The 26,861-nt window shown below is 71.2% G+C and carries 20 protein-coding genes and 1 pseudogene; 9 read left to right on the forward strand and 12 right to left on the reverse strand.

What is annotated here, in order from left to right:
- Positions 1-105 precede the first annotated feature (105 nt).
- Entirely contained in the window at positions 106-2,421 is a 2,316-nt protein-coding gene (locus tag BM085_RS38665) for a phosphoketolase family protein (protein ID WP_093891734.1), read from the reverse strand.
- Between the two features lie 292 nt (positions 2,422-2,713).
- Between BM085_RS38665 and BM085_RS38670 the strand changes: the two genes are divergently transcribed.
- A complete protein-coding gene (locus BM085_RS38670; protein ID WP_093891735.1) occupies positions 2,714-3,901 on the forward strand; it encodes an FAD-dependent monooxygenase in 1,188 nt (395 codons plus the stop codon).
- A 153-nt stretch (positions 3,902-4,054) separates the two neighbouring features.
- Here the strand turns inward: BM085_RS38670 and BM085_RS38675 are convergent, their stop codons facing one another.
- The 4 genes from BM085_RS38675 to BM085_RS38690 form a co-directional block, all read right to left on the reverse strand.
- Positions 4,055-4,339, reverse strand: coding sequence for a DUF427 domain-containing protein (locus tag BM085_RS38675; protein WP_093891736.1), 285 nt, complete (start codon positions 4,337-4,339; stop codon positions 4,055-4,057).
- A 103-nt stretch (positions 4,340-4,442) separates the two neighbouring features.
- Positions 4,443-5,288: a Cgl0159 family (beta/alpha)8-fold protein gene (locus BM085_RS38680; RefSeq protein ID WP_093891752.1), complete on the reverse strand. Its 846-nt coding sequence runs from the start codon at positions 5,286-5,288 to the stop codon at positions 4,443-4,445.
- A 360-nt stretch (positions 5,289-5,648) separates the two neighbouring features.
- Entirely contained in the window at positions 5,649-6,293 is a 645-nt protein-coding gene (locus BM085_RS38685) for a PASTA domain-containing protein (protein ID WP_093891737.1), read from the reverse strand.
- A 228-nt stretch (positions 6,294-6,521) separates the two neighbouring features.
- Positions 6,522-7,439: a TIGR03619 family F420-dependent LLM class oxidoreductase gene (locus BM085_RS38690; protein WP_093891738.1), complete on the reverse strand. Its 918-nt coding sequence runs from the start codon at positions 7,437-7,439 to the stop codon at positions 6,522-6,524.
- A gap of 528 nt (positions 7,440-7,967) precedes the next feature.
- Between BM085_RS38690 and BM085_RS38695 the strand changes: the two genes are divergently transcribed.
- Positions 7,968-9,152: a serine hydrolase domain-containing protein gene (locus BM085_RS38695; RefSeq protein ID WP_093891739.1), complete on the forward strand. Its 1,185-nt coding sequence runs from the start codon at positions 7,968-7,970 to the stop codon at positions 9,150-9,152.
- A 129-nt stretch (positions 9,153-9,281) separates the two neighbouring features.
- Here BM085_RS38695 and BM085_RS38700 read toward each other — a convergent pair whose 3' ends face one another.
- Positions 9,282-10,583: a cytochrome P450 gene (locus BM085_RS38700; protein WP_093891740.1), complete on the reverse strand. Its 1,302-nt coding sequence runs from the start codon at positions 10,581-10,583 to the stop codon at positions 9,282-9,284.
- Between the two features lie 499 nt (positions 10,584-11,082).
- Between BM085_RS38700 and BM085_RS38705 the strand changes: the two genes are divergently transcribed.
- Positions 11,083-12,018: a nitroreductase/quinone reductase family protein gene (locus tag BM085_RS38705; RefSeq protein ID WP_093891741.1), complete on the forward strand. Its 936-nt coding sequence runs from the start codon at positions 11,083-11,085 to the stop codon at positions 12,016-12,018.
- A gap of 152 nt (positions 12,019-12,170) precedes the next feature.
- Here BM085_RS38705 and BM085_RS46530 read toward each other — a convergent pair whose 3' ends face one another.
- From BM085_RS46530 to BM085_RS38725, 3 genes are all read right to left on the reverse strand, one after another.
- Positions 12,171-13,601, reverse strand: a complete 1,431-nt coding sequence (locus tag BM085_RS46530) for a TetR/AcrR family transcriptional regulator C-terminal domain-containing protein (protein WP_245789947.1) — start codon at positions 13,599-13,601, stop codon at positions 12,171-12,173.
- 27 nt (positions 13,602-13,628) lie between these two features.
- The gene (locus BM085_RS38720) at positions 13,629-14,744 is read right to left on the reverse strand and encodes a DUF5685 family protein (RefSeq protein ID WP_093891742.1); all 1,116 of its coding nucleotides are present in this window, start codon (positions 14,742-14,744) and stop codon (positions 13,629-13,631) included.
- 151 nt (positions 14,745-14,895) lie between these two features.
- Positions 14,896-15,768 carry a universal stress protein gene (locus BM085_RS38725; protein WP_093891743.1) on the reverse strand — a complete coding sequence of 291 codons (873 nt, stop codon included), beginning with the start codon at positions 15,766-15,768 and terminating at the stop codon, positions 14,896-14,898.
- A 287-nt stretch (positions 15,769-16,055) separates the two neighbouring features.
- On the opposite strand from BM085_RS38725, the gene BM085_RS38730 reads away from it, so the two are divergent.
- The 6 genes and pseudogenes from BM085_RS38730 (at position 16,056) to narI (ending at position 24,600) form a co-directional block, all read left to right on the forward strand.
- Complete coding sequence (locus tag BM085_RS38730; RefSeq protein WP_093891744.1) at positions 16,056-16,466, forward strand: pyridoxamine 5'-phosphate oxidase family protein; 411 nt, start codon at positions 16,056-16,058, stop codon at positions 16,464-16,466.
- A gap of 199 nt (positions 16,467-16,665) precedes the next feature.
- Positions 16,666-17,862: an MFS transporter gene (locus tag BM085_RS38735; RefSeq protein ID WP_093891745.1), complete on the forward strand. Its 1,197-nt coding sequence runs from the start codon at positions 16,666-16,668 to the stop codon at positions 17,860-17,862.
- A gap of 49 nt (positions 17,863-17,911) precedes the next feature.
- Positions 17,912-21,503: pseudogene (locus BM085_RS38740) on the forward strand (nitrate reductase subunit alpha).
- 87 nt (positions 21,504-21,590) lie between these two features.
- The gene (gene narH / locus BM085_RS38745) at positions 21,591-23,252 is read left to right on the forward strand and encodes a nitrate reductase subunit beta (RefSeq protein WP_093891746.1); all 1,662 of its coding nucleotides are present in this window, start codon (positions 21,591-21,593) and stop codon (positions 23,250-23,252) included.
- The gene (gene narJ / locus BM085_RS38750; protein WP_093891747.1) at positions 23,249-23,875 is read left to right on the forward strand and encodes a nitrate reductase molybdenum cofactor assembly chaperone; all 627 of its coding nucleotides are present in this window, start codon (positions 23,249-23,251) and stop codon (positions 23,873-23,875) included. Before narH ends, narJ begins: the two co-directional genes overlap by 4 nt.
- Positions 23,872-24,600, forward strand: a complete 729-nt coding sequence (narI, locus tag BM085_RS38755; protein ID WP_093891748.1) for a respiratory nitrate reductase subunit gamma — start codon at positions 23,872-23,874, stop codon at positions 24,598-24,600. The genes narJ and narI overlap by 4 nt, the downstream gene beginning before the upstream one ends.
- Positions 24,601-24,814: 214 nt before the next feature.
- Here the strand turns inward: narI and BM085_RS38760 are convergent, their stop codons facing one another.
- From BM085_RS38760 to BM085_RS38770, 3 genes are all read right to left on the reverse strand, one after another.
- On the reverse strand, positions 24,815-25,237 hold the full coding sequence (locus BM085_RS38760) for a PepSY domain-containing protein (protein WP_093891749.1): 423 nt from the start codon (positions 25,235-25,237) through the stop codon (positions 24,815-24,817).
- A gap of 111 nt (positions 25,238-25,348) precedes the next feature.
- Complete coding sequence (locus BM085_RS38765) at positions 25,349-26,626, reverse strand: HAMP domain-containing sensor histidine kinase (RefSeq protein WP_093891750.1); 1,278 nt, start codon at positions 26,624-26,626, stop codon at positions 25,349-25,351.
- 10 nt (positions 26,627-26,636) lie between these two features.
- A partial coding sequence (locus BM085_RS38770) for a winged helix-turn-helix domain-containing protein (RefSeq protein WP_143121268.1) occupies positions 26,637-26,861 on the reverse strand: 225 nt, incomplete at its 5' end.

The raw sequence follows: 26,861 nt of genomic DNA on the forward strand, positions 1-26,861 counted from the left end.
CGCCCGCTCTTCCTTGAAGCCCTCGAACATCCTCACGGTTCCTTTCCTCGCACGCCGGTACGACGCGGCACGGTCGCCCGGCGCGGCCGGTTCGGTACGGCCGGCTCAGTACGGCCAGGTCCAGTCGCGGATCTCGGCCGGGTCCTCCCCGTACTCGCGGGTGTGGGCGCGGGCGCGCAGCCGCTCGTCGACCATCTGCTGGCGCAGGTGCGCGGACCTGGAGCCGAGGCCGGGTACCCGGTCGATGACGTCCATCACCAGGTGGAAGCGGTCGATGTCGTTGAGCATCACCATGTCGAACGGCGTGGTGGTGGTGCCCTCCTCCTTGTAGCCGCGCACGTGGATGTTGTGGTGGCCGTGCCGCCGGTAGGTCAGGCGGTGGATCAACCAGGGGTAGCCGTGGAAGTTGAAGATGATCGGCTTGTCGGCGGTGAAGAGGGTGTCGAACTCGGCGTCCGACATGCCGTGCGGATGCTCCGACGGCGGCTGCAGCCGCATCAGGTCCACGATGTTGACCACGCGGACCTTCAGCTCGGGCAGGTGCTCGCGCAGCAGCGCGGCGGCGGCGAGGGTCTCCAGCGTCGGCACGTCGCCCGCGCAGGCCAGAACCACGTCGGGCTCGGCTCCCGCGTCGGTGGAGGCCCACTCCAGGATGCCCAGGCCACGGGTGCAGTGCGCGATCGCCTCCTCCATGGTGAACAGGTCCAGCACCGGCTGCTTGCCGGCCACGATGAGGTTGACGTAGTCACGCGAGCGCAGGCAGTGGTCGCCGACCGACAGCAGGGTGTTGGCGTCCGCCGGCAGGTAGATCCGCACCACCGAGGCCTTCTTGTTCACCACCACGTCGATGAAGCCGGGATCCTGGTGGCTGAAGCCGTTGTGGTCCTGCCGCCACACGTGCGACGACAGCAGGTAGTTCAGCGAGGCGACCGGACGCCGCCAGGTGATCTTGTGGGACGACTCCAGCCACTTGGCGTGCTGGTTGAACATCGAGTCGACGATGTGGATGAACGCCTCGTAGCAGTTGAACAGGCCGTGGCGGCCGGTCAGCAGGTAACCCTCCAGCCAGCCCTGGCACAGGTGCTCGCTGAGCACCTCCATGACCCGGCCGTCCGGGCCGAGGTTCTCGTCCGTGGGCAGCGTCTCGGCGTCCCACACGCGGTCGGTGACCTCGAACACGGCCGACAGCCGGTTGGAGGCGGTCTCGTCCGGCCCCATCAGCCGGAAGTTGTCCGGGTTGGCGGCGATGACGTCGCGCAGGAACTGCCCCAGGACCTTGGTCGGCTCGCTCGACTGCACGGCGGGGGCCTTGACCTCGACGGCGTGGTCCCGGAAGTCGGGCAGCGCCAGCGGCTTGAGCAGCTCGCCGCCGTTGGCGTGCGGGTTGGCGCTCATCCGGCGCGGCCCCTCCGGCACCGTCCGCAGGATCTCCGCGACGGGCCGCCCCTGGTCGTCGAAGAGCTCGCCGGGCCGGTAGGAGCGCATCCACTCCTCCAGCATCGCCCGGTGCTCGGCGTTCTGGCGGACCGCCGACAGCGGCACCTGATGAGCCCGCCAGGTGCCCTCGACCGGGAGGCCGTCCACCTCGCGCGGGCCGGTCCACCCCTTGGGCGTGCGCAGCACGATCATCGGTGGGCGCTCGGCGCGGCCCTCCTTGAACTCGGCGATCTCGTCGAAGACCGCGTCGAGGGTCTCGGCCATCAGCCCGTGCATGACCGCCGGGTCGTCTCCGGAGACGATGTGCGGGCGGTAGCCGTATCCCTCGAGGAGCTTGACCAGCTCCTCTTCGGGGATCCGGGCGAGGACGGTCGGGTTGGCGATCTTGTAGCCGTTCAGGTGCAGGATCGGCAGCACGACCCCGTCGTGCTCGCGGTTGAGGAACTTGCCGGAGTGCCAGCCGGCCGCCAGCGGCCCGGTCTCGGCCTCGCCGTCGCCGATGACGCAGGCCACCACCAGGTGGGGGTTGTCGAAGGCGGCGCCATAGGCGTGGGCCAGCGAGTAGCCGAGCTCGCCGCCCTCGTGGATGGAGCCCGGGACCTCGGGGGCGACGTGGCTGGGGATGCCGCCGGGGAAGGAGAACTGCCGGAACAGCCGCTGCATGCCGACGGCATCCTGCCTGATATCCGGATATTTCTCTGTATAGGTGCCCTCCAGCCAGGCGTGGGCGACCGCCGCCGGGCCACCGTGCCCGGGTCCGACGATGTAGATCATGTCCTGGTCGCGCTCCCGGATGATCCGGTTGAGGTGGGCGAAGCAGAAGTTCAGCCCCGGAGTGGTGCCCCAGTGCCCCAGGAGGCGTGGCTTGACGTGCTCGGGAGCCAGAGGCTCGGCCAGCAGCGGATTGTCCAGCAGGTAGATCTGGCCGACCGACAGGTAGTTGGCCGCCCGCCAGTAGGCGTCGACGTGTGCGAGTGCATCCATACCTCCGACAGTTCCTCCGGAGCGGGATTCAAACCCTGCCGGGAGCCGGCTCCGTACTCCTGGGGACACCTGGCGATCGCGGGAAGCCGTGTCGCGCCGGAAAGGTGCTGCTCACCCGCGACAAGAACGTGGTGAGCGTCCAGGCCGACGTCCGCCGCCCCGGACCGCCGGGGCACGAGCGCCTCACGCCGCCGGTCGGCCGGAGGCCGCGCGCCTCTACCGGATCCGGGCGGAATGTACGAAGATCTTCACGGCTCGACCGCTTGACCCCGTCCGAGGAGAGGAAACCGGAGTGGAGATCGCCATCGTCGGAGGAGGCCTCGGCGGCCTGGCCGCCGCCCTGCTGCTGAGGCAGGCGGGCATCGAGGCCACCGTCTACGAGCAGGCCACCGAGCTGCGAGAGGTCGGCGCGGGCATCGTCGTCGCCCCCAACATGGTCCGCCCCCTGGTGCGGGCCGGGCTCGGCGAGCGGCTGGCGGCCTCCGCCGTGGCGCTGGAGACCGCCTGGGAGTTCCGGCGCTGGGAGGACGGCCGGGTGCTGTTCTCCCAGCGGATGGGAGAGGAGTGCCGGCGGCTGTACGGCGCCGACTGTTACGTCGCGCACCGGGCCGACCTGCTGGCCATGCTGCTGGAGGCGCTGCCCGAGGACGCCGTACGGCTCGACCGGCGGCTGGACGGCCTGCGACAGGACGGCGAGAAGGCCGAGCTGGTCCTCGCCGACGGGCAGGGAGAGAAGACGACGGTGGTCGCCGACGTGGTCGTCGGGGCCGACGGGATCCACTCCACCGTCCGGTCCTCGGTCGTGGCCGAGGACCCGGCCCGGTTCTCCGGGCTGTGCGCCTACCGGTGCCTGGTCCCGGCCGGCGACGCCCCCGAGCTGGCGCTGCGGCCGGTGCAGACGCTGTGGCTGGGGCCGGGCAGGCACTTCGTCCACTACCCGATCAGCGGGGGACGTCTGGTCAACGTCGTCGCGATCGTGCCCGCCGGGGACTGGCGGATCGAGTCGTGGACGGCCGACGGCCGGGTGGAGGACCTGGCGCGGGAGTTCGAGACCTGGGATCCCCGGCTCGGACAGCTGATCGCCTCCGCGACCGAGACCAAACGCTGGGCCCTGTACGACCGCAGCCCGCTGGAGCGCTGGACCGACGGGCGGGTCACCCTCCTGGGGGACGCCGCCCACGCGATGCTGCCCTTCTTGGGCCAGGGAGCCTGCCAGGCGGTCGAGGACGCGGCGGTCCTGGCCGCCTGCCTCCGGACGGCCACGCCCGGGACCGTGGCGGAGGCGCTGCTGCGCTACGAGGGGATCCGCAGGCCCCGGGCCTCCCAGGTCCAGCTCATGAGCCGCGGCCGTGAGGTGCAGAACCACCTTCCCGACGGCCCCGCCCAGCGTGAACGCGACGCGGCCTTCGCCGGCGGCGACCCGCTCCGGCAGAACGCCTGGGTCTACGGCCACGACCCGGAGGCCGAGCTGGTCGGCTGAGCCCCGGCGGCCCTGCACTTCCGACCCGCGTCAGGCTCTCATCGGGCGTCGCCGCCCCGCAGCGCCGGCGGCCCTGCACAGTGGTCCGGCGGCGCCGCCGGTGTCACATGACACCGGCAGCCGCCGGGACCCGCCCTTCCCGCCTCGGGAAGGTCAGCCGGTGACCTCCACGCCCTTCCAGAAGGCCACGTAGCCCTTGATCTGGGCCGCCTCCGGCTTGGGGTCCGCGTAGTACCAGGCCGCGTCGGGGTTGTCCGCGCCGTCGACGTGCAGTGTGTAGTAGCTCGCCGTCCCCTTCCATGGACAGACCGTGGTGGTCTCCGATGGCCTCAGATAGTCCGGGGACACCGATTCGACGGGGAAGTAGTGATTGCCCTCGACGATCCGGGTGTCGTCACTCTCCGCGATGATCTCGCCGTTCCAGCGTGCTGTTGCCATAGACCAAGGCTGGCACATTCGGTGCTCCGGCGCGCGCCGGAGCCGGGCAGCACGGACCGGCAGCCGCCTGGTTTCCCACGGTTCTCTGCTGTTTCAACGGTGATCACAGCAGGCTGACGGCCCTGTCCACAGCGCCCGCCACATCCCCGTTGGCTGGATAGAGCAGCGCCCGGCCGGGCACCAGGCCCAGCGTGGTCGGCATTTTCAACGCGTGCTTCCACCTGACGAACATCTGCTCAGGTTCGGCGCCGTCGCCGCCAAGAAGCACCACGGGCAAGGTCGAGGACGCCAGGACATCGGACATGTCTTCGACAACGGGGAGCTTCAACCAGGTATAGGCGCTGCGCCGCCCCAGCCCGCAAGCGATCGCGATCGACTGGATCACAGCCTCCGCTGACAGATCATTGCAAATTTTGCCGTTGGTCCACCGGGAAATGAACGGTTCGACCATCGCGATCAGCTTGCGGTCGTTGAGTTCGTTCACGGCTCGAGCCGTATTCTCCAACGCCGAAGGCGTCGCGGCATCCTCCAACGCGATCCGGGTCAGCATCTTGCCCCCGTCGAAGCCCATGGCGGCAATGGTCTCCGCGTCGTAGCCAGTGAAGCGGTCGTCGATTTCGAACGTCGAGCCGGCCAGGCCGGCCCGGTTCATCGATCCGAACACCGACTTGCCGTCCAGCACCCCGAGCAGCAGCAGGTCCTCCAGGATGTCGGCGGTGCCCATCACCCCGGTTACTCCGGGACGTTCAAGCGCCCTGCAGAGCCGGTCCAGAAGATCGCCCCGATCGGCCATCGCCATCGGATCACCGCCGGCACCGAGCGAGCCGCGCGCCGGATGGTCCGCAGCGATGATCATCACCCGGCCGTGCTCCCCCACCACGGACGGCGCCGGCACACGCCGCTCCGCTGCCTGAACGATCGCCTCGGGGTTGTGCACCCGTGTCTGCATGATCTCGGTCACCCTGGCGGCCACGGCAATCCTCCAAGAGGAGTTTGTCAGGACATAGGTTTGTCCTGACAAAAGTATCAACCGGTGATGTCGGCGTCAACGATCACGGTGCGGGTCGCAGCGGGAACTCGTTGCCGACCCGGGGGTGGGCGTGCGTGCCGACGGACCTGGGAGTTCGGAGCCGGCGGGGCCGCAGGCCGCCGCGCAGGCGAATCCCGCTGACCTGAACACTTTTGACCTTCCACCCCGGCGAAGCCGGGCCGTTTGACGGCGATCGCCCCCGATGCCCCCACCCCTGCCCCAGCCCCAGCATCGGATACCCGTACACCACGTCACTGGACGTGGCCCGAAAGGGGGCGACTACGGGGTGCATGACCCCTTGCTGTCGGCGACTCGCAGGCTCAGCGACGTGCCGTAGTGCCGGCGCATGCTCTGGCCGGCGGGCGGGTCCTGGGTGCAGACGGTGCGTTCGAGGTGCGAACCGTCGTCGTATCCCTCGATCACGAGAGGCTCGCTGCTGACGTATGGGAAGCCGAGCCGCAAGGCGGCCTGTCGCGCCTCTTCGCCGGTCTTGCCGACGTAGTCCGGCACGACGGACCAGGTGGTGACGCGGCCGTCGGGCGGGCAGGGCACCTGCGGGGGCAGGAAACCGAACTCCACCTTCTTCGCCTGGGAGTCCTCGATCTGCGTGCAGACGATCCAGGTACCGGAGTAGGACTCACCGTCGAACAGATGACCGTCCGGCAGGGCCCTGTACGCGGTGGTGTAGGTGGGCCAGGAGCGCCCCAGCTCGCCGCTGACGGTGTCGAGCGTCTTTCCTTTGAAGGAGGGCAATGCGGGTGACGGATGTTGCGATCGTGCGCCGCCTCCCTCACTCGCCCGGGTGGAGGCGTTGTCCTCGCCCCCGCCCGAGCAGGCCGCCAGGCTGAGCACGGGCACTGTCAACAGAGTGAGAACACGGAGCCTGACCCGCACCATGCGCTGCTCCCGAGTGTGATCGGACATACGCGACGATCATCGCCGTCTTCGCGCCGCGGGGCAACCGCGTTGGTGATTGTCCGGGTCGGGAAAGGCACCGGCGTGCCGGAGGCGGAGGACCCCCACGGGCGTGGGGAGGACGCGCCGCGCGACACCACGCACCGCGTGCGTAACGGCCCGACAAGGAAGGGGCGGTGCCGGCGGGCGGATGCGCCTGCGGTGCCATGGTGCCGAGCGTGGGCTGGGCGCGCGGTCTCAGCCGGCGTGCAGCCTGGTGATGAGCTCATGGGCGACGTCCAGGAACTGATCGCGCGAGGACGTCGTCGTCTGCAGGTCGACGAACGCCTCGTGGGCACCGGCCTGGGCGAGGGTCAGCAGGTAGTCACCGATCTGCTGCACGGTTCCGGCGTGCGGCACCTGGTCGTCGGGCGCGGGAGAATCGGTGATCTTCGGATTGACGCGCACCACCATTCGCAGGGCCGACGGGTCCCGGTCGACGCGCGCCGCGGTCTGCAGCGCCACATCCCACAGGGAGGTCAGATAGGGCATGGGCATCGCCGCGCTCAGCCAGCCGTCGGCTCGCCGGCCGATCCTCTCCAGAGCCGAGGGCGTGTAACCGGCGAGCAGGATCGGGGGACGCGGCCGCTGGAAGGGCTTGAGGTCGATGTGCGACGGCGGCACGGTCCAGAGCGTGCCCTTGTGCTCGACCACCTCACTGCTCCAGACCGCCTCCATCAGGTCGAGCGTCTCTTCGAGCCGGGCTCCCCTCCCCTGCCAGGGCACCCCGGTCGCGGTGTATTCGTCACGCAGCCAGCCGAGACCGATGCCGACGTCCAGCCGTCCGCGGCTGACCAGGTCGAGCGAGGTCAGCATGCGGGCGAGCAGGACCGGCGGTTGCCACAGCGCGTTGAGCGTGCTGGTTCCCAGCCGGACCTCCCGCGTGCTCACGGCGGCCAGCGTCAATGCGGTCAGCGGGTCGAAGAACGTCCCGAAGGCCGGAGGGATCTCGCCGTCTCCTGCCGGGTAGGGGTCGCTGGGTGCGAGCGGCAGCATGATCCGATCACCCGCCCACAGGCTGCTGTAGCCCATGGCCTCCAGATCCGTGCTGGCCTGCCGGATGAAATCCGGGTCGGTGAAGGCACCGTACTGCGGGACTGCGTATCCGATCTGCATGAGAAATTCCTTGGTACTTCGCCGTGGAAAGCCGGGCAGGACTGAGGTGCGCATCGCGTACGCGTCTCCATACCCGGACGCTCTTGGTCAAGCGTCCAGGGAGACGTTAGGCAACACCCCTTGGATGCGACTTGGAGCAGGCTGGGAGCCGGGGTTGAGGAACCCGCGGACAGCCGATGGCACTGAGAACGATCTTGGAGTCTCAGTGCCGGATGGGTGACCAGACACCACGGGATGATCTCCGAGGTGCCCAGCGGGATGTCGCGCCCGATCGACCGGCCGCCCTTCCCTCTGCCCTGACCGCGGCGGGCGGGGCAGGGCCGGAAGGCCCCTCCCCGGGGTGTGGTTGCGGACCCCGGCGGGGACCCACCACCACGCCGCCGGGATGGTCTGGACGACGACCGGAAGAGAACCTCGTCTCCTCGAAGAGTTTCCCGAGATGACCGAGCCGGAGATCTGCGCCTGGCTCATCGAGAGCTGGCGCGGGTAGCGCTTGCGGCAGCACACCTGAACGGAAGGCGATGACGCATGCCCGAAATCGGCGGGGACACCGCACCAGGATTCGAAGGAGTGCGTGAGGCGTTCGCGGCCAATCTGGCCGGCGGGCAGGAGGTGGGCGCCGCGGTCGGTGTCTACCTGCACGGCCGGAAAGTCGTCGACCTGTGGGGCGGAATCGCCGACCCCGAGACCGGCCGCCGCTGGGAGCGCGACACCTTGCAGGTCGTGTTCTCCACCACCAAGGGCGTCACCGCCGCGTGCGCGCACCTGCTGTCCCAGCGGGGCGAGCTGGACCTCGACGCGCCCGTCGCCGAGTACTGGCCGGAGTTCGCGGCGCACGGAAAGGACCGCGTCCCGGTCCGCTGGCTGCTCACCCACCAGGCCGGACTGCCCGCGATCGACCACCCGATCACCCCGGCGGAGGCGATCGCCTGGCACCCGATGGTGACCGCACTGGCCGCCCAGCGCCCCTTCTGGGAGCCGGGCACCGAGCATGGCTACCACGCGCATACCTACGGCTGGCTGGTCGGAGAGGTCGTCCGCCGGGTGACCGGTCGCAGCCTCGGCACGTTCCTCGCCGAGGAGATCGCCGCCCCGCTCGGCCTGGACCTGTGGATCGGACTGCCGGAAACCGAGCGGCATCGGGTCAGCCGGATCGTCGCCGCCCCGCTCGACCTGGACGCACTGGCCCGGATCGACCTGGACGCCCTTCCCGAGCCCGCGCGCGAGGTGATGGGAGCCTATGCCGATCCCACGTCGCTGACCAGGCGGTCGATGGCCGTCGTCACACCGCCGCTGAACCACGACGACCCCGACGAGCAGGCCGCCGAGATGCCCTCGACCAACGGCATCTGCACGGCCCGCGCACTGGCCCGCTTCTACGCCGCGCTCATCGGCGAGGTCGACGGGCACCGCATTCTCGCATCCGACACCTTGGCCGCGGCGACCGCGGAACAGGTCAGCGGTACCGACCGCGTCCTGCGGGTACCCGTCCGGATCGGCACCGGTTTCGGCCTGCCGACACCCGACGCCTTCTGGTACAGCCCGACCGCCTTCGGGTTTCCCGGCTACGGCGGTTCGCTCGGCTTCGCCGACCCGGCGAACGGCCTGGCGTTCGGTTATGTCATGAACCACATTCAAGAGGGCATGCCGGACCGCAGGGCCGCCACCCTCCTTGACGCGGTCCACAGCGCGATCAGGGCCCAGGCCCGGTAAGACGGCTTCGGCAGGTCGGCAGCGGACAGGCGCCGATCCCGCGGCCGATTACCTCGACTACGGCGACATGGCGCACCGGCGGAGCCTCGGCGTGGTGACCGAGGACGGCCCCGGACAGGAACCGGCGGATCAGCTGACCGTGGCGTCCTCGGGGGCGTCCCAGGCGACCGGCAGGGAGTGCACGCCGTACACGAACATGTTGTCGCGCAGCGGCACCTCCTCTGGACGGCAGTCCAGCCGCAGGTGCGGGAAGCGCCGGACCAGGGCGGGCAGGGCGACGGCCATCTCCGCGCGGGCGAGTTGCTGCCCCAGGCACTGGTGGACGCCGTGCCCGAAGGACAGGTGCGGGTTGCGCTCACGGGTGAGGTCGAGGGCGGCCGGGTCGTCCCAGTGGGCGGGGTCCCGGTTGATCTGCGGCGTCGAGATCATCACCGTGCCGCCCGCCGGGATCAGCTCGCCGCCGATCCTCACGTCCTCGGTGGCGGTGCGGAAGGGGCCCAGGTGGACGATCGAGAGGTAGCGCAGCAGTTCCTCGACGGCCTGGCCGGCCACCTCGGGGTCGCGGCGCAGCAGTTCGAGCTGTTCGGGATGCTCCAGCAGGGCGAAGACGCCCAGGCCGATCATGTTGGCCGTGGTCTCGTGCCCGGCGGCGAGCAGCAGGTTGGCGATGCCGACCAGTTCGTCGTCGGTGAGCTCCCCCGCGTGGTCGCCGTGGATCAGCCCGGAGATCAGGCCGTCGTCGGGCCGGGCGCGCTTGGCGGCCACCAGCTCGTGCATGAACTGCCGCATCTCGTCGCGGACCCGCAGCACCTCCTCCAGCGGCGTGTCCATGCGGATGATGGTCGACGTGCGGCGCTGGAAGTCGGTGCGGGCCTCGTACGGGACGCCGAGCAGCTCGCAGATCACCAGGGACGGCACAGGCAGGGCGAACGCGCCGACCAGATCCGCGGAGGTGCCCGCGGCCGCCATCGCGTCCAGGTGGGCATCGACGATCTCGGTGATGCGCGGGATGAGCGCGCGCATCCGGCGCAGGGTGAACTGGCCGATGACCAGCTTGCGCAGGCGGGTGTGCTCCGGCGGGTCCATGGCCACGAGCTGCCCGGCCCTGGCGCGCGCGTCGAACAGCTTCTCACGCAGCTCCTCCGGCACCGCGACCAGGGCGTTGCGCCGGTTGAACCGGTCGGCGCTGAACCGGGGATCGGACAGCACGGCGCGGGCCTCGTCCAGGCCGGTGACCAGCCATATCCTTTCCCCGGTGGCCAGCTTCACCTGGCCGACCGGCGCCTTTTCGTGCGCCTCGGCCAGTGCCCGAGGCGGGTCGAACGGGCACTGCCGAGCCATCAGCTCGGGAGGCAGGGCCACCCGCATCGTGGCCTGATCAGGCGACGGGGGCTGCTCGACGCTGGAGACCTCGACTGTGGAACGGGTCATCGGCGCTCCTGTGGCGGATCACTGTGAATGGTGCGTCCTTGTCCGTCCATACCCGGACTCGCATGCCCCGCAACTTTGAACTTTCCTGTTTGTCGAGGCCGATGTCAGCCGGTCGGCGAGAGATCTTCTGTGTTGACAGGCGGCTACCCGATGGCTGTAATAGTCCGCGTGTCGCGTGACACCGGCCGAGAGCAGTGGGCAGGCCGGTGGTCGGGCGGCACCATTCACCGAGGGACGATGCCATGAGTTCATACTCCGCGCCCTGCGCCTGACGTAGTCGTCTCCGCACGTCGTCCCCTGTCCTCCGCGGGTGCCCGGCACCGCCGTGTGACGTCGGTACGCCATGCCGTCCCGGCCGTCGCCGCGTCCCGGTGACCGCCCACGGCTCCGCGTGCTCGACCGGCGCCCATCTCCAGGCGGGGTTCACGTGTGGTCACCGCGCGCCGCGCGTATCACCGTCATCCACCATCGCCACACCTTTTTGGAGACCAGACACCGTATGTCCACATCCTTCAACGAGCCGATCATCGAGGAGTTCCGAGCCAACGGGGGAAAGGTCGGCGGCCCCTTCGAGGGCGGCGACCTCCTGCTGCTGACCACCACCGGCGCGAAGTCGGGGCAGGAGCACACCGTTCCCCTCGGCTACGTCCGCGACGGCGACCTGCTGTTGATCGTCGCGTCCGCCGGCGGCGCGCCCCGTCATCCCGCCTGGTACCACAACCTGCTCGCCCACCCCATGGTGCGGGTGGAGGTCGGCACCGAGATGTTCGCGGCGATCGCGGTCCCCGCCGAGGGCGCGCGGCGCGAGCGGCTGTTCGAGCACGTGGTGCGCACGGCGCCCGGCTACGCCGACTACCAGACCCGCACCGCCCGGACCCTGCCGGTCGTGGTGCTGGAACGCCCCGAGTCCGAGGCGGGGCAGGACGGCCACGAGGTCACCAACCTCGCCGAGAAGCTCCTGGAGATCCACACCTGGCTGCGCTCGCAGTTGCGGCACGTGCGCGCCGAGGCCGACGCCCACTTCGCCGCGCGGGCCGCCCACCAGGGGCCCGGCGAACCGCCCGCGCCGGGCCTGGGACTGCAACTGCGGCAGCACTGCCTGGCGTTCTGCGAGTCCCTGGAGTTCCACCACACCGGCGAGGACGCGCACATCTTCCCCGCCCTGGCGAGCTGGCACCCCCACCTGCGCGACACCCTCGACCGGCTCCGCGACGAGCACCGGACGGTCTCCCGCATCCAGGGCGAACTGCGCGCCCTGCTGGCCGACATCGGCACCGCCGACCCCGGGCGTTTCCACGCCGAGCTGGAGCGGATGTCGGAGGAGCTGACGGCGCACCTCGACTACGAGGAGGAGTCGCTTCTCCCCGTCCTGGCCGAGATCCCGTTCCCGCCGGTGCCGCCGGCGCCCGACTCGGCCGAAAGCACCGCCACCTGACCGGGCGGCCGCGTCCGCACCGCCCCCCGGTGCGGCCGTGACGGGCCGGTGACCACCGCCCGACCGGCCACCGGGTCTTCTCCGCCGGGGCCGGCGGGCGGTACGGCGTCCACCGAAGAATCGTTTCGGTGGACACCCCGGCACCGGACCGGTCAGCTCTTGCGCGTCCGGTAGGCGCGTTGCCGGCAGGCCCGGGAGCAGTAGTCCCGCGGCCGGCCCGTGGCGGCGGCTTCAACGGACTTGCCACACACCACACATCGAGTTTCATCACGCGTTTCGTCACGGACAAGCGCTTCTACCCCGTCAAGCACCCGCTGCAGGCCGAACTCGAACGGGTCCAGCGGCGTGTCGTATCCCCCCTCCCGGTAGACGCGGCTCAGCGTCGGATACCGGTCGAGGTGCTGGAAGAGCGAGTCGCGGGCCCCCCACCACTCCTCCTCGCTGACGCCGGTGCGCCGCTCGGCCCGCGCGGTCTCCAGCACCTGGCGGGCGGCGCTCTCGACGAACCCGCCGACGAGGGTCACCACCGCCACCATCTCCGCGGGCGGCAGCCCGGCCCGCGCCGCCGCGCCCAGCGCCCGCTCGAAGCCCGCCATCGCGTTCGGCCCGGGCACCCGCCGGGTCCCTGACGGCTCGGCCAGCCAGGGGTGCCGCCGGTAGAGCGCCAGCCCGTCCCGCGCCCACGCCTCCAGCTCCGCCCGCCAGCCCGGCCGCCGATCGGCGTCGGTGGCCGGCTCCCCGCCCATCACCTCGTCGCGCATGAGGTCGACCAGCTCCGCCTTGCCCGGCACATGGCGGTAGAGCGACATGGTGGTGAAGCCGAGCCGCTCGGCGACCCGTCGCATGGACACCGCCGCCAGGCCCTCGGCGTCGGCCAGCTCGATCGCGGCCCGCACGATCCGCTCCAGGCTGAGGCCGCGCCCGGACCTCGTCCCCCACAGCAGTTCGGCGCTGCGCTCCGGATCCACCATCTTGACTCCCCTCCATGTATATGCTGCATACCAGATGTGTACGCCATATACATGAGAGGCCACCCCCATGTTCTTCGTTGACCCCTCAGGTGACGACTCCGGTCCAGGTACGGCCGAGCGGCCGTTCGCCACGCTGGAGCGGGCCCGCGCGGCGACGTCGTCCCCGTCTTCGGCTCCGAGCGCCGGCGCGTAGGCGCCGTACGCCCTGAGCGGCTCGACGATGGCGGCGGCGACGGGCATCAGCCGCCGGGCGAGCTCCGGGGTGAGCGGCGAGGGCCGGCCGGTGGCGACGGCGATGTCCCAGGCGTGGACCGCGGCGTCGAGGGCGCAGGCGCCGACCCCGACCGAGGCGGTCAGCTTGCCCGGCGGCACCGGGACCGCGACTTCCTGGACGTCCTTGCCGACGGTCGCCCAGGCGTCGGCGGAGGCCTTCATCGCCTCCTCCGCCACAGCCGAGGGGGAGGCGATCAACGTGCCGGAGGGCGCGAACGGGTCCTCCGACGGCCCCGGTCCGCCCGTGATGAAGGCGGCGAAGCCGAGCTGGTCGCCGCGATCCGGCGCGACAACGCGACCATCACCTCGATCACCCGGCCACTGATCGCCGATGACCACTGACCGGAGATGATCGGGCTTACCCGCCTAGCAGTCGCAGCACGAGCAGCCTTCGCAGCACGAGCAGCAGCCCGAGCAGCCTTCGCAGCACGATCCGCAGGCGTCGCAGCCGCCGGGGTCGCACCGCTCGCCGCAGGACTTGTAGCGGTCCTCGTCCCACGGGGGGCGGTACAGGCCGCAGGTGCAGCAGGCCATCGTGACGCACATCAACGACAGCAGGCCCCCCGGATCCGGCTTGATCCGGGGGTCGTCCGGCGGCGCCTGCGGGTTCTTCTTCCCGCTCCCGGCCGCCGTCGCGGCCTCGCCGAAGGCGCGGGTGACGGAGTGCCCGACCTCCTTGACCAGCAGCGCCCTGACCAGCCTCCGCCTTTCCAGATCGAGCTCGGCCACCGTCAGCTCCAGGCCGAGCAGTGCGTCCTCGCAGTGCCGCCGGGCGGTTTCCAGGTCGGTGCCGGAGGCGATCAGCGGGTTGTAGGAGCCGGCGGCGCGGTCCCGCGCCAGATCCTCCACCGCGTCGAGCAGGTGGGCCAGGCGGCCGAAGTAACGTCCCGCCTCCTCCAGCGGTTCCCGGTTGTGCGGCTTGCCCGCGAGCAGGGCCGTGTGGCCGAAGGCGGCGGCGACCGCGGCCTCGGTGGGAGCGGTGAGCTCCAGCAGGCTCAGGCCCGGAGTGTTCTCCAGCCTGGTCTGATCCTCGACCGCCCTGGTCAGGGGGTCCGGGGCGAACCCGAGGGCGGCGGCCGTACGCAGTCCCGCGACCGACCAGCGGGCGGCGACCCGCTCGGCGGCGGCGGCCACCGGCTTCCGCGCGTAGACGCCGTCCCCGTCGGCGACATGGTCCTTGATCTTGCCCGCGGCCAGGATCAGGGAGACCGACGCCGCCAGCCGCACCCCCTCGGCCTCGACGACGTCGGCGCCCTTGAACCCGCGCAGAGCGCACATCCCCGCCCGGCGCTGCGGGGAGGAGGCGACCGTCTGCGCTTCGGTGAGCACCGAGACGAGCAGGCCGTCATAGTTGGTCACCAGCCGGGAGGCGTGACCGTGTTCATCCCGGAGCGCCAGGCAGAGACCGCACAGGTGCGCCATCCACTCCTTGAAAAGCCCGCTGCACATCCCATGGCGACACGGACGGACGATCCCAAACATATAACCCCTTCAGTGCGAATGGGGTACAGCTTGCCAGGCGCGGGTTGCGTGTCGCTTGCATGCGACCGCACCCGCCCGCCGCCGATCCGGATCAGGCGAGGAACAGTCCAGGGCAGCCACCTAATAGTGGTGTCGGGGTGGCGATACGAGTTCAGGGGGCGGAGGGCCCCCATGCCGGTGTGCCGGACGCCACGATCAGCGGGCAGGCGGCGTGGTGCAGCAGCGCGTGGCTGACCGAGCCCAGCAGCAGCCCGGCGAGGCCGCCGCGTCCGCGTGATCCCACGACCAGCAGGTCGGCGTGCGCTGAGGCGCTTTTCAGGACCTCCACCGGATGTCCTTGCTCCACCTGCTCGGTGACCTTGACATCCGGATAGCGCTCGCTCCAGCCCGCCAGTGCCTCGGCCAGCAACCGCCGCTCCCCCTCGGCCCTCTCCTCGGCGGCCGTCCGGGCGAACGGGCCGCCCCCGACGAGGGGCCGATCCCACGCGTGAACCGCCCGCAGGTCGGCGCCGCGCAGGGACGCCTCGGCGAAGGCGAACCCGACGGCGGCCATACCGGCCGGGGAGCCGTCGACCCCGACGGCCACCTCGCCGCGCGCCTGCGCGGGCACCGTCCGCACGACGGCGACCGCGCAGGAGGTGTGGCCGGCCACGCCCAGCGCGACCGATCCCAGCAGCATGCCGGAGAACCCGCCCAGCCCGTGACTGCCGACCACCAGGAGGTCGGCTTCCTTCGCCTCCTCGATCAGGACGCGCCGGGGGTCGCCCGGAAGCAACTGCGACTCCACCCTGACCCGGCCGTCCTCCGCGCGGGCCCGCTCCACCGCGTCCGTCAGCATGGAGGCGGCCCCGTCGCGCATCCACCGGCCCACGTCGGCGTACGGGGCGTCCTCGGACATCTCCAGCGGCCAGCCCGGCATGACATGCACGACGCGCAGCCCGGCCCCGCGGAGCGCGGCCTCCTGTACCGCCCAGCTCACGGCCTCAAGCGCGGCCGGTGAGCCGTCGACTCCCACCAGGATCATGACGTTCCCCCTTCCGTGGCTTCAGCACCTCCCATGGTTTCAGCACGCCGCGAGACGGCAGGGAGGCGGCCCCGGCGAACGTCCTCCCACCGCGGGACCTCCGGTCACCATGTGACGGGCCTCGGGGCCTCCCGCTCCCCGCCGCCGGGACATCCGGCCGGGGCCGCGTCATGGACACCACAAGCGTCACGGACATCACAGGGAGAGAAGCGCCACGGACGGCCGGGAGAGAAGAAAAGGACTTTCGCCCCTGCCGCAGGGGGCGAGCGCTCCACGATGCTGTACGGATGAAATGTGACTCGGCCGGCCTGCAGGTGCTCTCCCGAGAGGAGTGCATGCATCTGCTGGCGACGCCCCCCATCGGGCGGATCGTCTTCACCGATCGCGCTCTCCCCGCCGTTCAGCCGGTCAACTTCCACCTCCGCGGTGAGGACATCGTCATCCGCACGACGACGGGTTCCAAGCTCGCCGCCGCGACCCGCCGGGCCGTCGTGGCCTTCGAGGCCGACGACTTCGATCCGGACACACGCACCGGGTGGTCGGTGACCGTCGTGGGGCACGCGCGGGCCGTGGACGACCCGGCGGAGATCGCCGGCCTGGCCGCGTTGCCGTTGCTGCCGTGGGCGCCGGGGGCCCGGGACCACTTCATCGTCATCGCGGCCGAACAGGTGTCCGGCCGCCGGGTCCACCCCGGCTGACCTGGCCGCCGGGGCGAGCCGGCTCGTCGGATCGACGCCGCGCTGCGGCACGCCCGCGCAGCCGGTCGCCCTCCGGTCCGGACCTTTGGACAGATCCGACAGGACTAAAGACCCTGATGCGGTGATATGTCGCCACACAAGGCTGAGAGCGCCTCAGTAAGCAACGCACGCAACGTCTTTCCCTGGAGGGATCGGCACGATGACCACCGTCCGACAGCCCGTGACGGAAGCGACCAGGGGCGGCCGGACGGCCGCACTGGTGCTCGCGACGACCGCCTTCGCGGTGAACTTCTGGGCCTGGGCCCTGCTCAGCCCGCTCGGCCCCACCTACAAGGACTTGCTTGGGCTGAGCCCGCTGGCGGTGTCGGTCCTGGTCGCCGTACCGGTCATCGTCGGGTCACTGGGGCGGATCGTGCTCGGCGGCCTGACCGACCGCTACGGCGGGCGGACGGTGTTCGCGGTGGCGAGCCTGCTCGGCGTGGTTCCCGTGGTGTTCCTCGCCTTCGCCGAGAGCTACCCGACGCTGCTGGTCGGCGGACTGCTGCTGGGCATGACCGGGGCGACCTTCGCCATCGGCGTGCCGTACGTGAACGGATGGTTCCCGCCGGAGCGCCGCGGCCTGGCGCTGGGCGTCTTCGGCATGGGCAACGTCGGCACCGCGGTCTCCGGCTTCGCCACCCCCTGGCTGGCGGTCGAGTTCGGGCACAAGATCCCGTTCTTCGTGGTCGCCGCCGCCCTGGTCCTCGTCGGTCTGGCTTTCCTGACCGTGGGCCGCGACGCCCCGGGGACCCAGGCGGCCACCGAGCCGTTCCTCACCCGCTTCCTCGCCGCGGCGCGGTTGCGGATCACCCGGGAGCTGGCGGCGATGTACGCCCTGACCTTCGGCGGGTTCGTCGCCTTCGGCGTCTACCTGCCGCTGTATCTCAAGGCCGCCTACGGGCTGACCACCGCCGACGCGGCGGCCCGGGCCGCGGGGTTCGTGCTGCTGGCCACGCTGACCCGTCCCGTCGGCGGCTGGCTGGCCGACCGGGTGGGGAGCCGGCCGGTGCTGGGCTGGGCGCTGGCGGCCGTGTCCGTGTGCGCGATCATCGTGGCCTTCGCTCCGGCGATGCCGCTGGCGACGGCCGGTTTCCTGACCATGGCCGCCGCGCTGGGTCTGGGCAACGGCGCGGTGTTCGCGTTGCTGGGGCGGGCGGTGCCCGCCCGGATGGTGGGCAGCGCGACCGGCGTGGTCGGCGCGGCCGGCGGTCTCGGCGGGTTCCTGCCGCCGATCCTGATGGGACTGATCTACCAGGCCACCGGCTCCTACGCCATCGGGCTGATGCTGCTGGCGGTGGTCGCCTCGGCCGCCCTCGTCTACTGCTGGTTCGTCCTGCGGGCAGGCGAGCAGCCCTGACGCCGGCGGGTAGGAGTCCGGTCCGTGAAAAAGACAAAGAGGAGTACATATGGCCGGCATGGATGGACCGATCGACGACGCTCTGCTCAGGCTGGGCCGCCACCTTCGTCCCGGTGAGGTCTCCAAGGATCTGCGGACGCTGCACCAGATCGGCGGACGCCAGGGGGACGCCTTCTACCGGGACCGCTGGAGCCACGACAAGGTGGTGCGCTCCACCCATGGGGTGAACTGCACCGGTTCGTGCTCGTGGAAGGTCTACGTCAAGGACGGGATCATCACCTGGGAGTCCCAGCAGACCGACTATCCCAGCGTGGGGCCGGACCGTCCCGAGTACGAACCGCGCGGCTGCCCCCGGGGCGCTGCCTTCTCCTGGTACACCTACTCCCCCACCCGGGTCCGCTACCCCTACGCGCGCGGGGTGCTGGTGGAGATGTACCGGGAGGCCAGGGCGCGGCTGGGCGATCCGGTGGCGGCGTGGGCGGAGGTCACCTCCGACCCCGAGCGCCGCCGCCGCTACCAGTCGGCGCGCGGCAAGGGCGGGCTGGTCCGGATCGGCTGGGACGAGGCCACCGAGATGATCGCGGCCGCGCACGTGCACACCATCGAGGCCCACGGCCCGGACCGGGTCGCCGGCTTCTCCCCCATCCCGGCCATGTCGATGGTCTCCCACGCCTCGGGCGCCCGGTTCGTGTCGCTGATCGGCGGGACCATGCTGTCGTTCTACGACTGGTACGCCGACCTGCCCGTCGCCTCTCCGCAGGTCTTCGGCGACCAGACCGACGTGCCGGAGTCGGCCGACTGGTGGGACGCCGCCTACCTGATGCTGTGGGGCTCCAACGTCCCGGTCACCAGGACCCCGGACGCGCACTACATGACCGAGGCCCGCTACCGCGGCCAGAAGGTCGTCGTGGTCTCCCCCGACTACAGCGACGCGACCAAGTTCGCCGACGAGTGGCTCGCCCCGCATCCGGGCACCGACGGCGCGCTGGCCATGGCGATGGGCCATGTGATCCTCAAGGAGTTCTTCGTCGACCGGCAGGTGCCCTACTTCACCGACTACGTCAAGCGCCACAGCGATCTGCCGTTCCTGGTGACGCTGGACGAGCGCGACGGCGTCCACGTGCCCGCCAAGTTCCTCACCGCGGCCGACCTCGGGGAGGACGGGGCGGAGGCGGCCTTCAAGACGGTGCTGGTCGACCGGGTGACCGGTGAGCCGGCCGTGCCCAACGGCTCGCTCGGCTTCCGCTACTCCGCCGAGGGCGAGGGCCGCTGGAACCTGGACCTCGGCGAGGTGGACCCGCTCCTCACCTTCGACGGGACCGGCGAGGCGGAGAGCGTGACGGTCGCGCTGCCCAGGTTCGACCAGCCGGAGGGCGACGGGGTGCTGCGGCGCGACGTTCCCGCCCGCCGGATCGCGGGCCGCCTCGTCACGACGGTCTTCGACCTCATGCTGGCCCAGTACGGCGTCGGCCGTACCGGGACGCCGGGTTCCTACGAGGACGCGACCGCGCCGTACACCCCGGCCTGGCAGGAGGCGATCACCGGCGTGCCGGCGGCGAAGGCGGTGAAGATCGCCCGTGAGTTCGCCCGGACCGCCGAGGAGTCCGGCGGCCGCTCCATGATCATCATGGGCGCGGGGACCAACCACTGGTTCCACTCCGACACGATCTACCGCTGCTTCCTGGCGCTCACCACGCTGACCGGCTGCCAGGGCGTCAACGGCGGCGGCTGGGCGCACTACGTCGGCCAGGAGAAGTGCCGGCCGATCACCGGATGGGCGCAGATGGCGTTCGGGCTGGACTGGGCGCGCCCGCCCCGGCAGATGATCGGCACCGCCTACTGGTACCTCCACACCGACCAGTGGCGCTATGACACCTACAGCGCCGACACCGTCTCCTCCCCGCTCGGCGGCGGCGCGTTCACCGGGAAGTCGACCGCGGACCTGCTGTCGCAGTCGGCCCGGCTGGGCTGGATGCCGTCCTACCCGACGTTCGACCGCAACTCCCTCGACCTGGCCGGGGAGGCGGCCGCGGCGGGCCAGGAGGCCGGGGCCTACGTCGCGGAACAGGCCCGCTCGGGGAAGCTCGGCTTCGCCTGCGAGGACCCCGACGCGCCGGGCAACTGGCCTCGGGTGCTGACCGTGTGGCGGGCCAACCTGCTGGGTTCCTCGGCCAAGGGCAACGAGTACTTCCTGCGTCACCTGCTCGGCACCGACTCCTCCGTACGGGCCGAGGAGGCCGCCCCCGAGCAGCGGCCGGACGACGTCCGGTGGCACGAGGAGGCGCCGCAACGTCGAGCTGCCGGCCGCGACCTGGTACGAGAAGCACGACCTGTCCTCCACCGACATGCACCCGTTCGTGCACGCCTTCTCCCCGGCGATCGACCCGCCCTGGCAGACCCGCACCGACTTCGCCGCCTTCCAGGCGATCGCCAAGGCGTTCAGCGCGCTGGCCGGCCCCCGGCTGGGGGTGCGCCAGGACGTGGTCGCGGTGCCGCTGCTGCACGACACGGCCGACGAGCTGGCCACCCCGCACGGTCAGGTGCGGGACTGGCGGCAGACCGGCGAGGTGCCCGTGCCCGGCCGGAACTTCCCCAAGATCGTGACGGTCGAGCGGGACTACGGCGCCGTCGCGGAGAAGATGGCCTCGCTCGGTCCGCTGGCGGACCGGCTCGGCGCCACGACCAAGGGCATCACATACGACATCGCCGGTGAGATGGACCGGCTGCGCGGCATGAACGGGACCGTCCACGGCGGGGTGGCCGACGGCCGGCCGTCCCTGGCCCGCGACACCGACATGTGCGAGGCCATCCTCGCGCTCTCGGGCACGACCAACGGGCATCTGGCCGCCCAGGGGTTCGCCACGCTGGCCCGCCGTACCGGCACCGGCTTCGACGGGCTCGCCGACGAGCACAAGAAGATCACCTTCGCCGACACCCAGGCCCGGCCGGTCCCGGTGACCACCTCGCCGGAATGGTCGGGCAGCGAGACCGGCGGGCGCCGCTACTCGGCCTTCACCATCAACGTCGAGCACCGCAAGCCCTGGCACACCCTCACCGGACGCCAGCACTTCTTCCTGGACCACGACTGGATGCACGAGGCCGGGGAGGCGCTGCCGATCTACCGGCCCCCGCTGAACATGACCGTGCTGTTCGGCGAGCCGGGCATCGGCGAGGGCGGCGAACAGGGCATCACCGTGCGCTACCTCACCCCGCACTCCAAATGGTCCATCCACTCCGAATACCAGGACAACCTGCTGATGCTGACCCTGTCGCGGGGCGGTCCGACCATCTGGATGAGCCCCGCCGACGCCGCTCGGGCGGGGATCCGCGACAACGACTGGGTCGAGGCGCTCAACCGCAACGGCGTCGTGGTCGCCCGGGCGATCGTCTCGCACCGCATGCCCACCGGGACCGTGTACATGTACCACGCCCAGGAACGGGTCGTGGACGTGCCCAAGAGCGAGGCCTCCGGCAGGCGCGGCGGCATCCACAACTCCCTCACCCGCCTGATGATCAAACCCACCCATCTCATCGGCGGCTACGCCCAGCTGTCGTTCGCCTTCAACTATCTCGGGCCGACCGGCAACCAGCGCGACGAGATCACCGTGATCCGCCGCCGCTCGCAGGAGGTCGACTACTGATGCGCGGGCACACCCGACGCGGTGAGCGGAGTGGCGGGCCGGGGAACAGAGCCGTCCGCCAGGCGAACAAGGAGAGGTGAACGACCAATGACCAAAGTCATGGCCCAACTCGCCATGGTGATGAACCTGGACAAGTGCATCGGCTGCCACACCTGCTCCGTCACCTGCAAGCAGGCCTGGACGAACCGGGCGGGCACCGAGTACGTCTGGTTCAACAACGTCGAGACCCGCCCCGGGCAGGGCTATCCCCGCACCTACCAGGACCAGGAGAGATGGCGGGGCGGGTGGGAGCTGAACCACCGCGGCAGGCTCCGGCTCAAGGCCGGCGGGCGGCTGCGCAAGCTGTTTTCGATCTTCGCCAACCCGCTGATGCCGTCGATCCAGGACTACTACGAGCCCTGGACCTACGACTACGACAGGCTGTTCTCCGCCCCCATGCAGGACGACACCCCTGTCGCCCGCCCCAAGTCGCTCATCACCGGCGAGAACACCAAGATCAGCTGGAGCGCGAACTGGGACGACAACCTGGCCGGCGGGCCGGAGCTGGCCCCCGCCGACCCGGTGCTGCGCAAGCTGTCGGACCAGGTGAAGCTGGAGTTCGAGCAGGCATTCATGTTCTACCTGCCCCGCATCTGCGAGCACTGCCTCAACCCCTCGTGCGTGGCCTCCTGCCCGTCGGGGGCGATGTACAAGCGTTCCGAGGACGGCATCGTCCTGGTCGACCAGGACCGCTGCCGCGGCTGGCGGATGTGCGTGACCGGCTGCCCGTACAAGAAGGTCTACTTCAACCACAAGACCGGCAAGGCCGAGAAGTGCACCTTCTGCTATCCGCGGGTCGAGGTGGGCATCCCCACCGTCTGCTCGGAGACGTGCGTGGGCCGGCTGCGCTACATCGGGCTGATCCTCTACGACGCCGACCGGGTCGCCGAGGCCGCGTCCGTCGCCGACGAGAAGGACCTCTACGAGGCGCAGCGGAGCGTGCTGCTGGATCCGAACGACCCCGAGGTGATCGCCGCGGCCCGGGCGGAGGGGATCCCCGAGGACTGGCTGGAGGCCGCGCGGCGCTCCCCCATCTACAAGCTGATCTTCGATTTCGGGGTGGCGCTGCCGCTGCACCCGGAGTACCGCACCATGCCCATGGTCTGGTACATCCCGCCGCTGTCGCCGGTCGTCGACGTGCTGAGCGGGACGGGGCACGACGGCGAGGACGCGGACAACCTGTTCGGCGCGATCGACGCGCTGCGCATCCCGATCGGCTACCTGGCCGAGCTGTTCAGCGCCGGAGACCCCGAGCCGGTACGGAACGTCCTGCGCAGGCTCGCGGCGATGCGGTCCTACATGCGGCGGATCAACCTCGGGCGGGAGCCGGACGAGTCGATCGCCACGGCGGTCGGCATGACCGGTGAACGGGTCGAGGAGATGTACCGGCTGCTGGCCATCGCCGCCTACGGCGAGCGCTACGTCATCCCCAAGGCGCACGCCGAGCAGGGCGCGCGGCTGGAGGAGTCGATGAGCGGCTGCAGTCTCGACTACGAGGGCGGCCCCGGCATGGGCGGCCCGTTCGGCGAGGCCTCCGGCATGCCCGTCCCGGTCGCGGTGGAGAACTTCCACGCGCTGAAGGACCGGCAGACCACCGGCGCCCTGGTCGACCCCGAGGACCGGCAGAACCGGGTCAACCTCCTCAACTGGGACGGCAAGGGGACCCCCGACGGTCTCTTCCCGGACAGGAACGGCAGGAAGCAACCATGACAACCCTCAGCGACAGCGAGCTGCGCAGCGCCCACCTGGTGGCGTCGGTGCTGCTCAGCTACCCCGACGACACGCTGTACGGCGGGCGCCGGACCCTGGCCGAGGCGGTGGCCGCGCTCCCCGGAGGCGAGGTCCGCACCCGGCTGACCGCCTTCCTCGGCCACCTCGGCGCCACGGCGCAGAGCGACCTGGCCGCCCACTACGTGGCGACGTTCGACCTTAAACGGCGCTGCTGCCTGTATCTCACCTACTACGCCCACGGTGACACCCGCAAACGCGGCGCCGCCCTGCTGCGGTTCAAACACGCCTTCCGCGAGGCGGGCTTCGAGCTCACCGACGGCGAGCTGCCCGACCACCTGCCGGTGGTGTGCGAGCTGCTGGCGCGCGGGGCCGTCAAGCAGGCCAGACGCCTGCTGCTGGAGAACCGGGCCGGCCTGGAGCTGCTGCGCAAGGCCCTGGAGGCGGAGGGGTCGCCGTACGCCGACGTCGTGATCGCGGTGCTGGCCACGCTCCCCGCCGCCAGTCTGCGAGATCAGGAGGCCGCGCTGCGGCTGGCGACCCAGGGGCCGCCGGCCGAGGAGGTCGGGCTCGAACCCTTCGCCGTCATGGAAGGACACCGGTGAACGCACTCGATGTGGTGCTGTGGGTGGTGGCGCCCTATCTGGCCATCACCGTGTTCGTGCTGGGGCACGTGTGGCGCTACCGCTATGACAAGTTCGGCTGGACCACCCGCTCGTCGCAGATGTACGAGTCGCGGCTGCTGCGCATCGGCAGCCCGCTGTTCCACTTCGGCATCCTGGTCGTGCTGCTCGGTCACATCGGCGGCCTGGTGATCCCCAAGAGCTGGACCGAGGCGGCCGGCGTGAGCGAGGAGGCCTACCACATCACCGCCGTCGTGCTCGGCACCGTCGCGGGCGTGGCCACCCTGGGCGGCCTGGCGATCCTGATCTACCGCCGCCGCACCGTCGGCCCGGTGTTCACCGCCACCACCCGCAACGACAAACTCATGTACGCCGTCCTCGCCCTGGTCATCGTGCTGGGCCTGGCCGCCACGATCGCGGCCAACGTCGTCGGCGGCGGCTACGACTACCGCACGACCATCTCTCCGTGGTTCCGGTCGATCTTCTACCTCCAGCCGGATCCGGCGCTGATGGCCGGTGCCCCACCGCTGTTCCAGCTGCACGCGCTCAGCGCCCTGCTGCTGTTCGCCATCTGGCCGTTCACCCGGCTGGTGCACATGCTCACCGCCCCGGTCGGGTACCTGACCCGGCCGTACGTGGTCTACCGCAGCCGCGACGACCAGCGTGGCTCCCGGAAACCGCGGCGCGGGTGGGAGCCGACACGCTGAACCGCGCCTCGTCGCCGGCGCTCTCCCGCGCCCGGTAGCGCCCGCGGAGACGTCCTCGGGCAGGACCGGTCTCCGTCGGCGGCTTCCACGGTCAGCGGGAGGGTGCCGGCACGGCCGGAGACCGCGCGGACCGACGCCCGGCGGGGGCCGGCCCCCGCCGGGCCGTCAGCCGGGCGGGGGCGCGTCCTGGTCACCGGCCGTCCTGGGCGGCCGGTCAGTCGTCGTCCTGACCGTCGTTCTCCTGGTCGTCGTCGGTGTCGGCCGCCGCAGAGAGGATCTTGCCGGTGGTGGCGTCGACGACGATCTCCTGTTCGGCTCCCGCGCCGTCGGCGACCTCGATCTGCCACGAGGTGGTGCCGCCCTCGGTCTCCAGCTCGGCGGAGGTGACCCATCCGCCGCTCACCCGGGCGAGCGCGGTCTGCTGGGCCTGCTCCGCCAGTACGGCGGGCTTGCTCGTGACCTCCGCGTCGTCGTCGGTGTCCGGGGCGGGGGTGGCCGTGCCGGGGGTGGGGCCGGCCGTGCCGGCGGGCGGGGAGAGAGCCGGGCCGCTCTCGTCCTGGTCGGCGAAGGCGACGCCGCCGCCGGCCGTGAGCGCGGCGAGGGCGATTCCGGCAAAGATGATCACTGGCTTGCGCATCAGGGGTGCTCCGTTGTCCGGGGAAAGCCGCGATTCCGAGGGATTCGCGATGACTCTCCGAGACTGCCCGTCCGGGCGATAGCGAGATGCTGCGAGGTTCCTAAGAAATCGCTAAGTCAGGCCGGGGCCAAGTTCGAGGGCGACCTCGGCTCCCCCCGAGGGCGACGAGCCGGCCCGCAGCCGCCCGCCCGAGTCCTCCGCGGTACGGCGTGCGATGTCGAGGCCGAGGCCGGTGGAGGAGCCGCCGCTCGCCCCGCGGCCGACCGGGTCCGGGAGGGCGAAGCCGGTACCCTCGTCGGCGATCACCAGCTGGGCCCCGCCCCCGGGCAGCGCCGTCAGCTCGACGGTGAACGGGGTCCCGTCGGGGGTGTGGGCGAACACGTTCTCCAGCAGCAGGTCGACGCAGGCCGCCAGCTCCGGGCCACTCACCCCCACCGTGATCGGGCCGCCGGCCAGGCCGAGGCTGAGCGGCCGGTCCTGGTCCTCCGCCAGCGCCGACCAGAAGGCGACACGGTCGCCGACCACCTGGGCCGCGTCGCAGCTCGGCGCGCCGCCCCGGTCGAACCGGCGCGCCTCCCGGATGACCTGGCTGACCATGCGCTCGACGCTGTCGACGGCCTCTCCCACCCGGTCCGCCTCGTCCTTGTCGCGCAGGGTATCGGCCTCCAGCCGCAGTGCCGTGACGGGCGTGCGCAGCCGGTGGGAGAGATCGGCGACCGCCTCGCGCTCGCGGGCGAGCAGCTCGCGGATGCGGGCGGCCAGATGGTTGAGGGCGGTGCCGACCTCGCGGATCTCCGGCGGGCCCGCCGGCTCCACCCGCGCGTCCAGATCGCCGCGGGCCAGCCGCCGGGAGACTCCCGCGACCTGCCCGACGGGCCGGATCAGCGAGCGGGCGAGCCGGTCGGCGACGACGATGCCGACCGTGAGCAGCGCCAGCCCGATCAGGCCCAGCACGAGCCACGCCCGCCCGACCCCCTGCCGGAGCCGCTCGGCGCTCACGAAGGCACGGACGACCATGGTGCCGTCGCCCCCTCCCTGGACGGCCACCAGGATCTCCCGGCCCGCCGGGGTCTCGACGGTGACGCTGCGCCCACGCGCGGCCAGCTCGACACCGGGACCACGGGGCGCCGGCACGCCGAGGAACTCGTGGCCGGCCAGGAAGACCGTGATCGGCGTGCCCCCGGAGCCGTTGGCCTGCCGTACGGTGGCGTCGAGGGTGTCGCGGTCGCCCTGGGCCGCCGCGGTGGCCACCGACTGCGCCCAGGTGGTGGCGGCGGCCGTGGCCCGCTCGGCGGCCAGCGTGCTGACCAGTACGGCGAGCGGCACGAGGAAGGCGACCAGGACCAGCGAGGTGGTCGCCACCGCGAGCAGGGCCAGGCGTCGCCTCATCGTCCGGCCCTCATGCTCCCGGGTCGACGATCTTCACGCCGACGCCGTGGACGGTCTGCAGGTAGCGGGGGGCCTGGGCGCTCTCGCCGAGTTTGCGGCGCAGCCACGACAGGTGCACGTCGACGGTCTTGTCGGCGCCGCCGTACGCCATCCGCCACACCTCGGTGAGCAGTTCCCGCTTGGAGACGACCTGGCCGGGGCGGACCGCGAGATAGTGCAGCAGGTCGAACTCCTT

This window comes from Streptosporangium canum (assembly GCF_900113865.1).
GTDB classification, from domain to species: domain Bacteria; phylum Actinomycetota; class Actinomycetes; order Streptosporangiales; family Streptosporangiaceae; genus Streptosporangium; species Streptosporangium canum.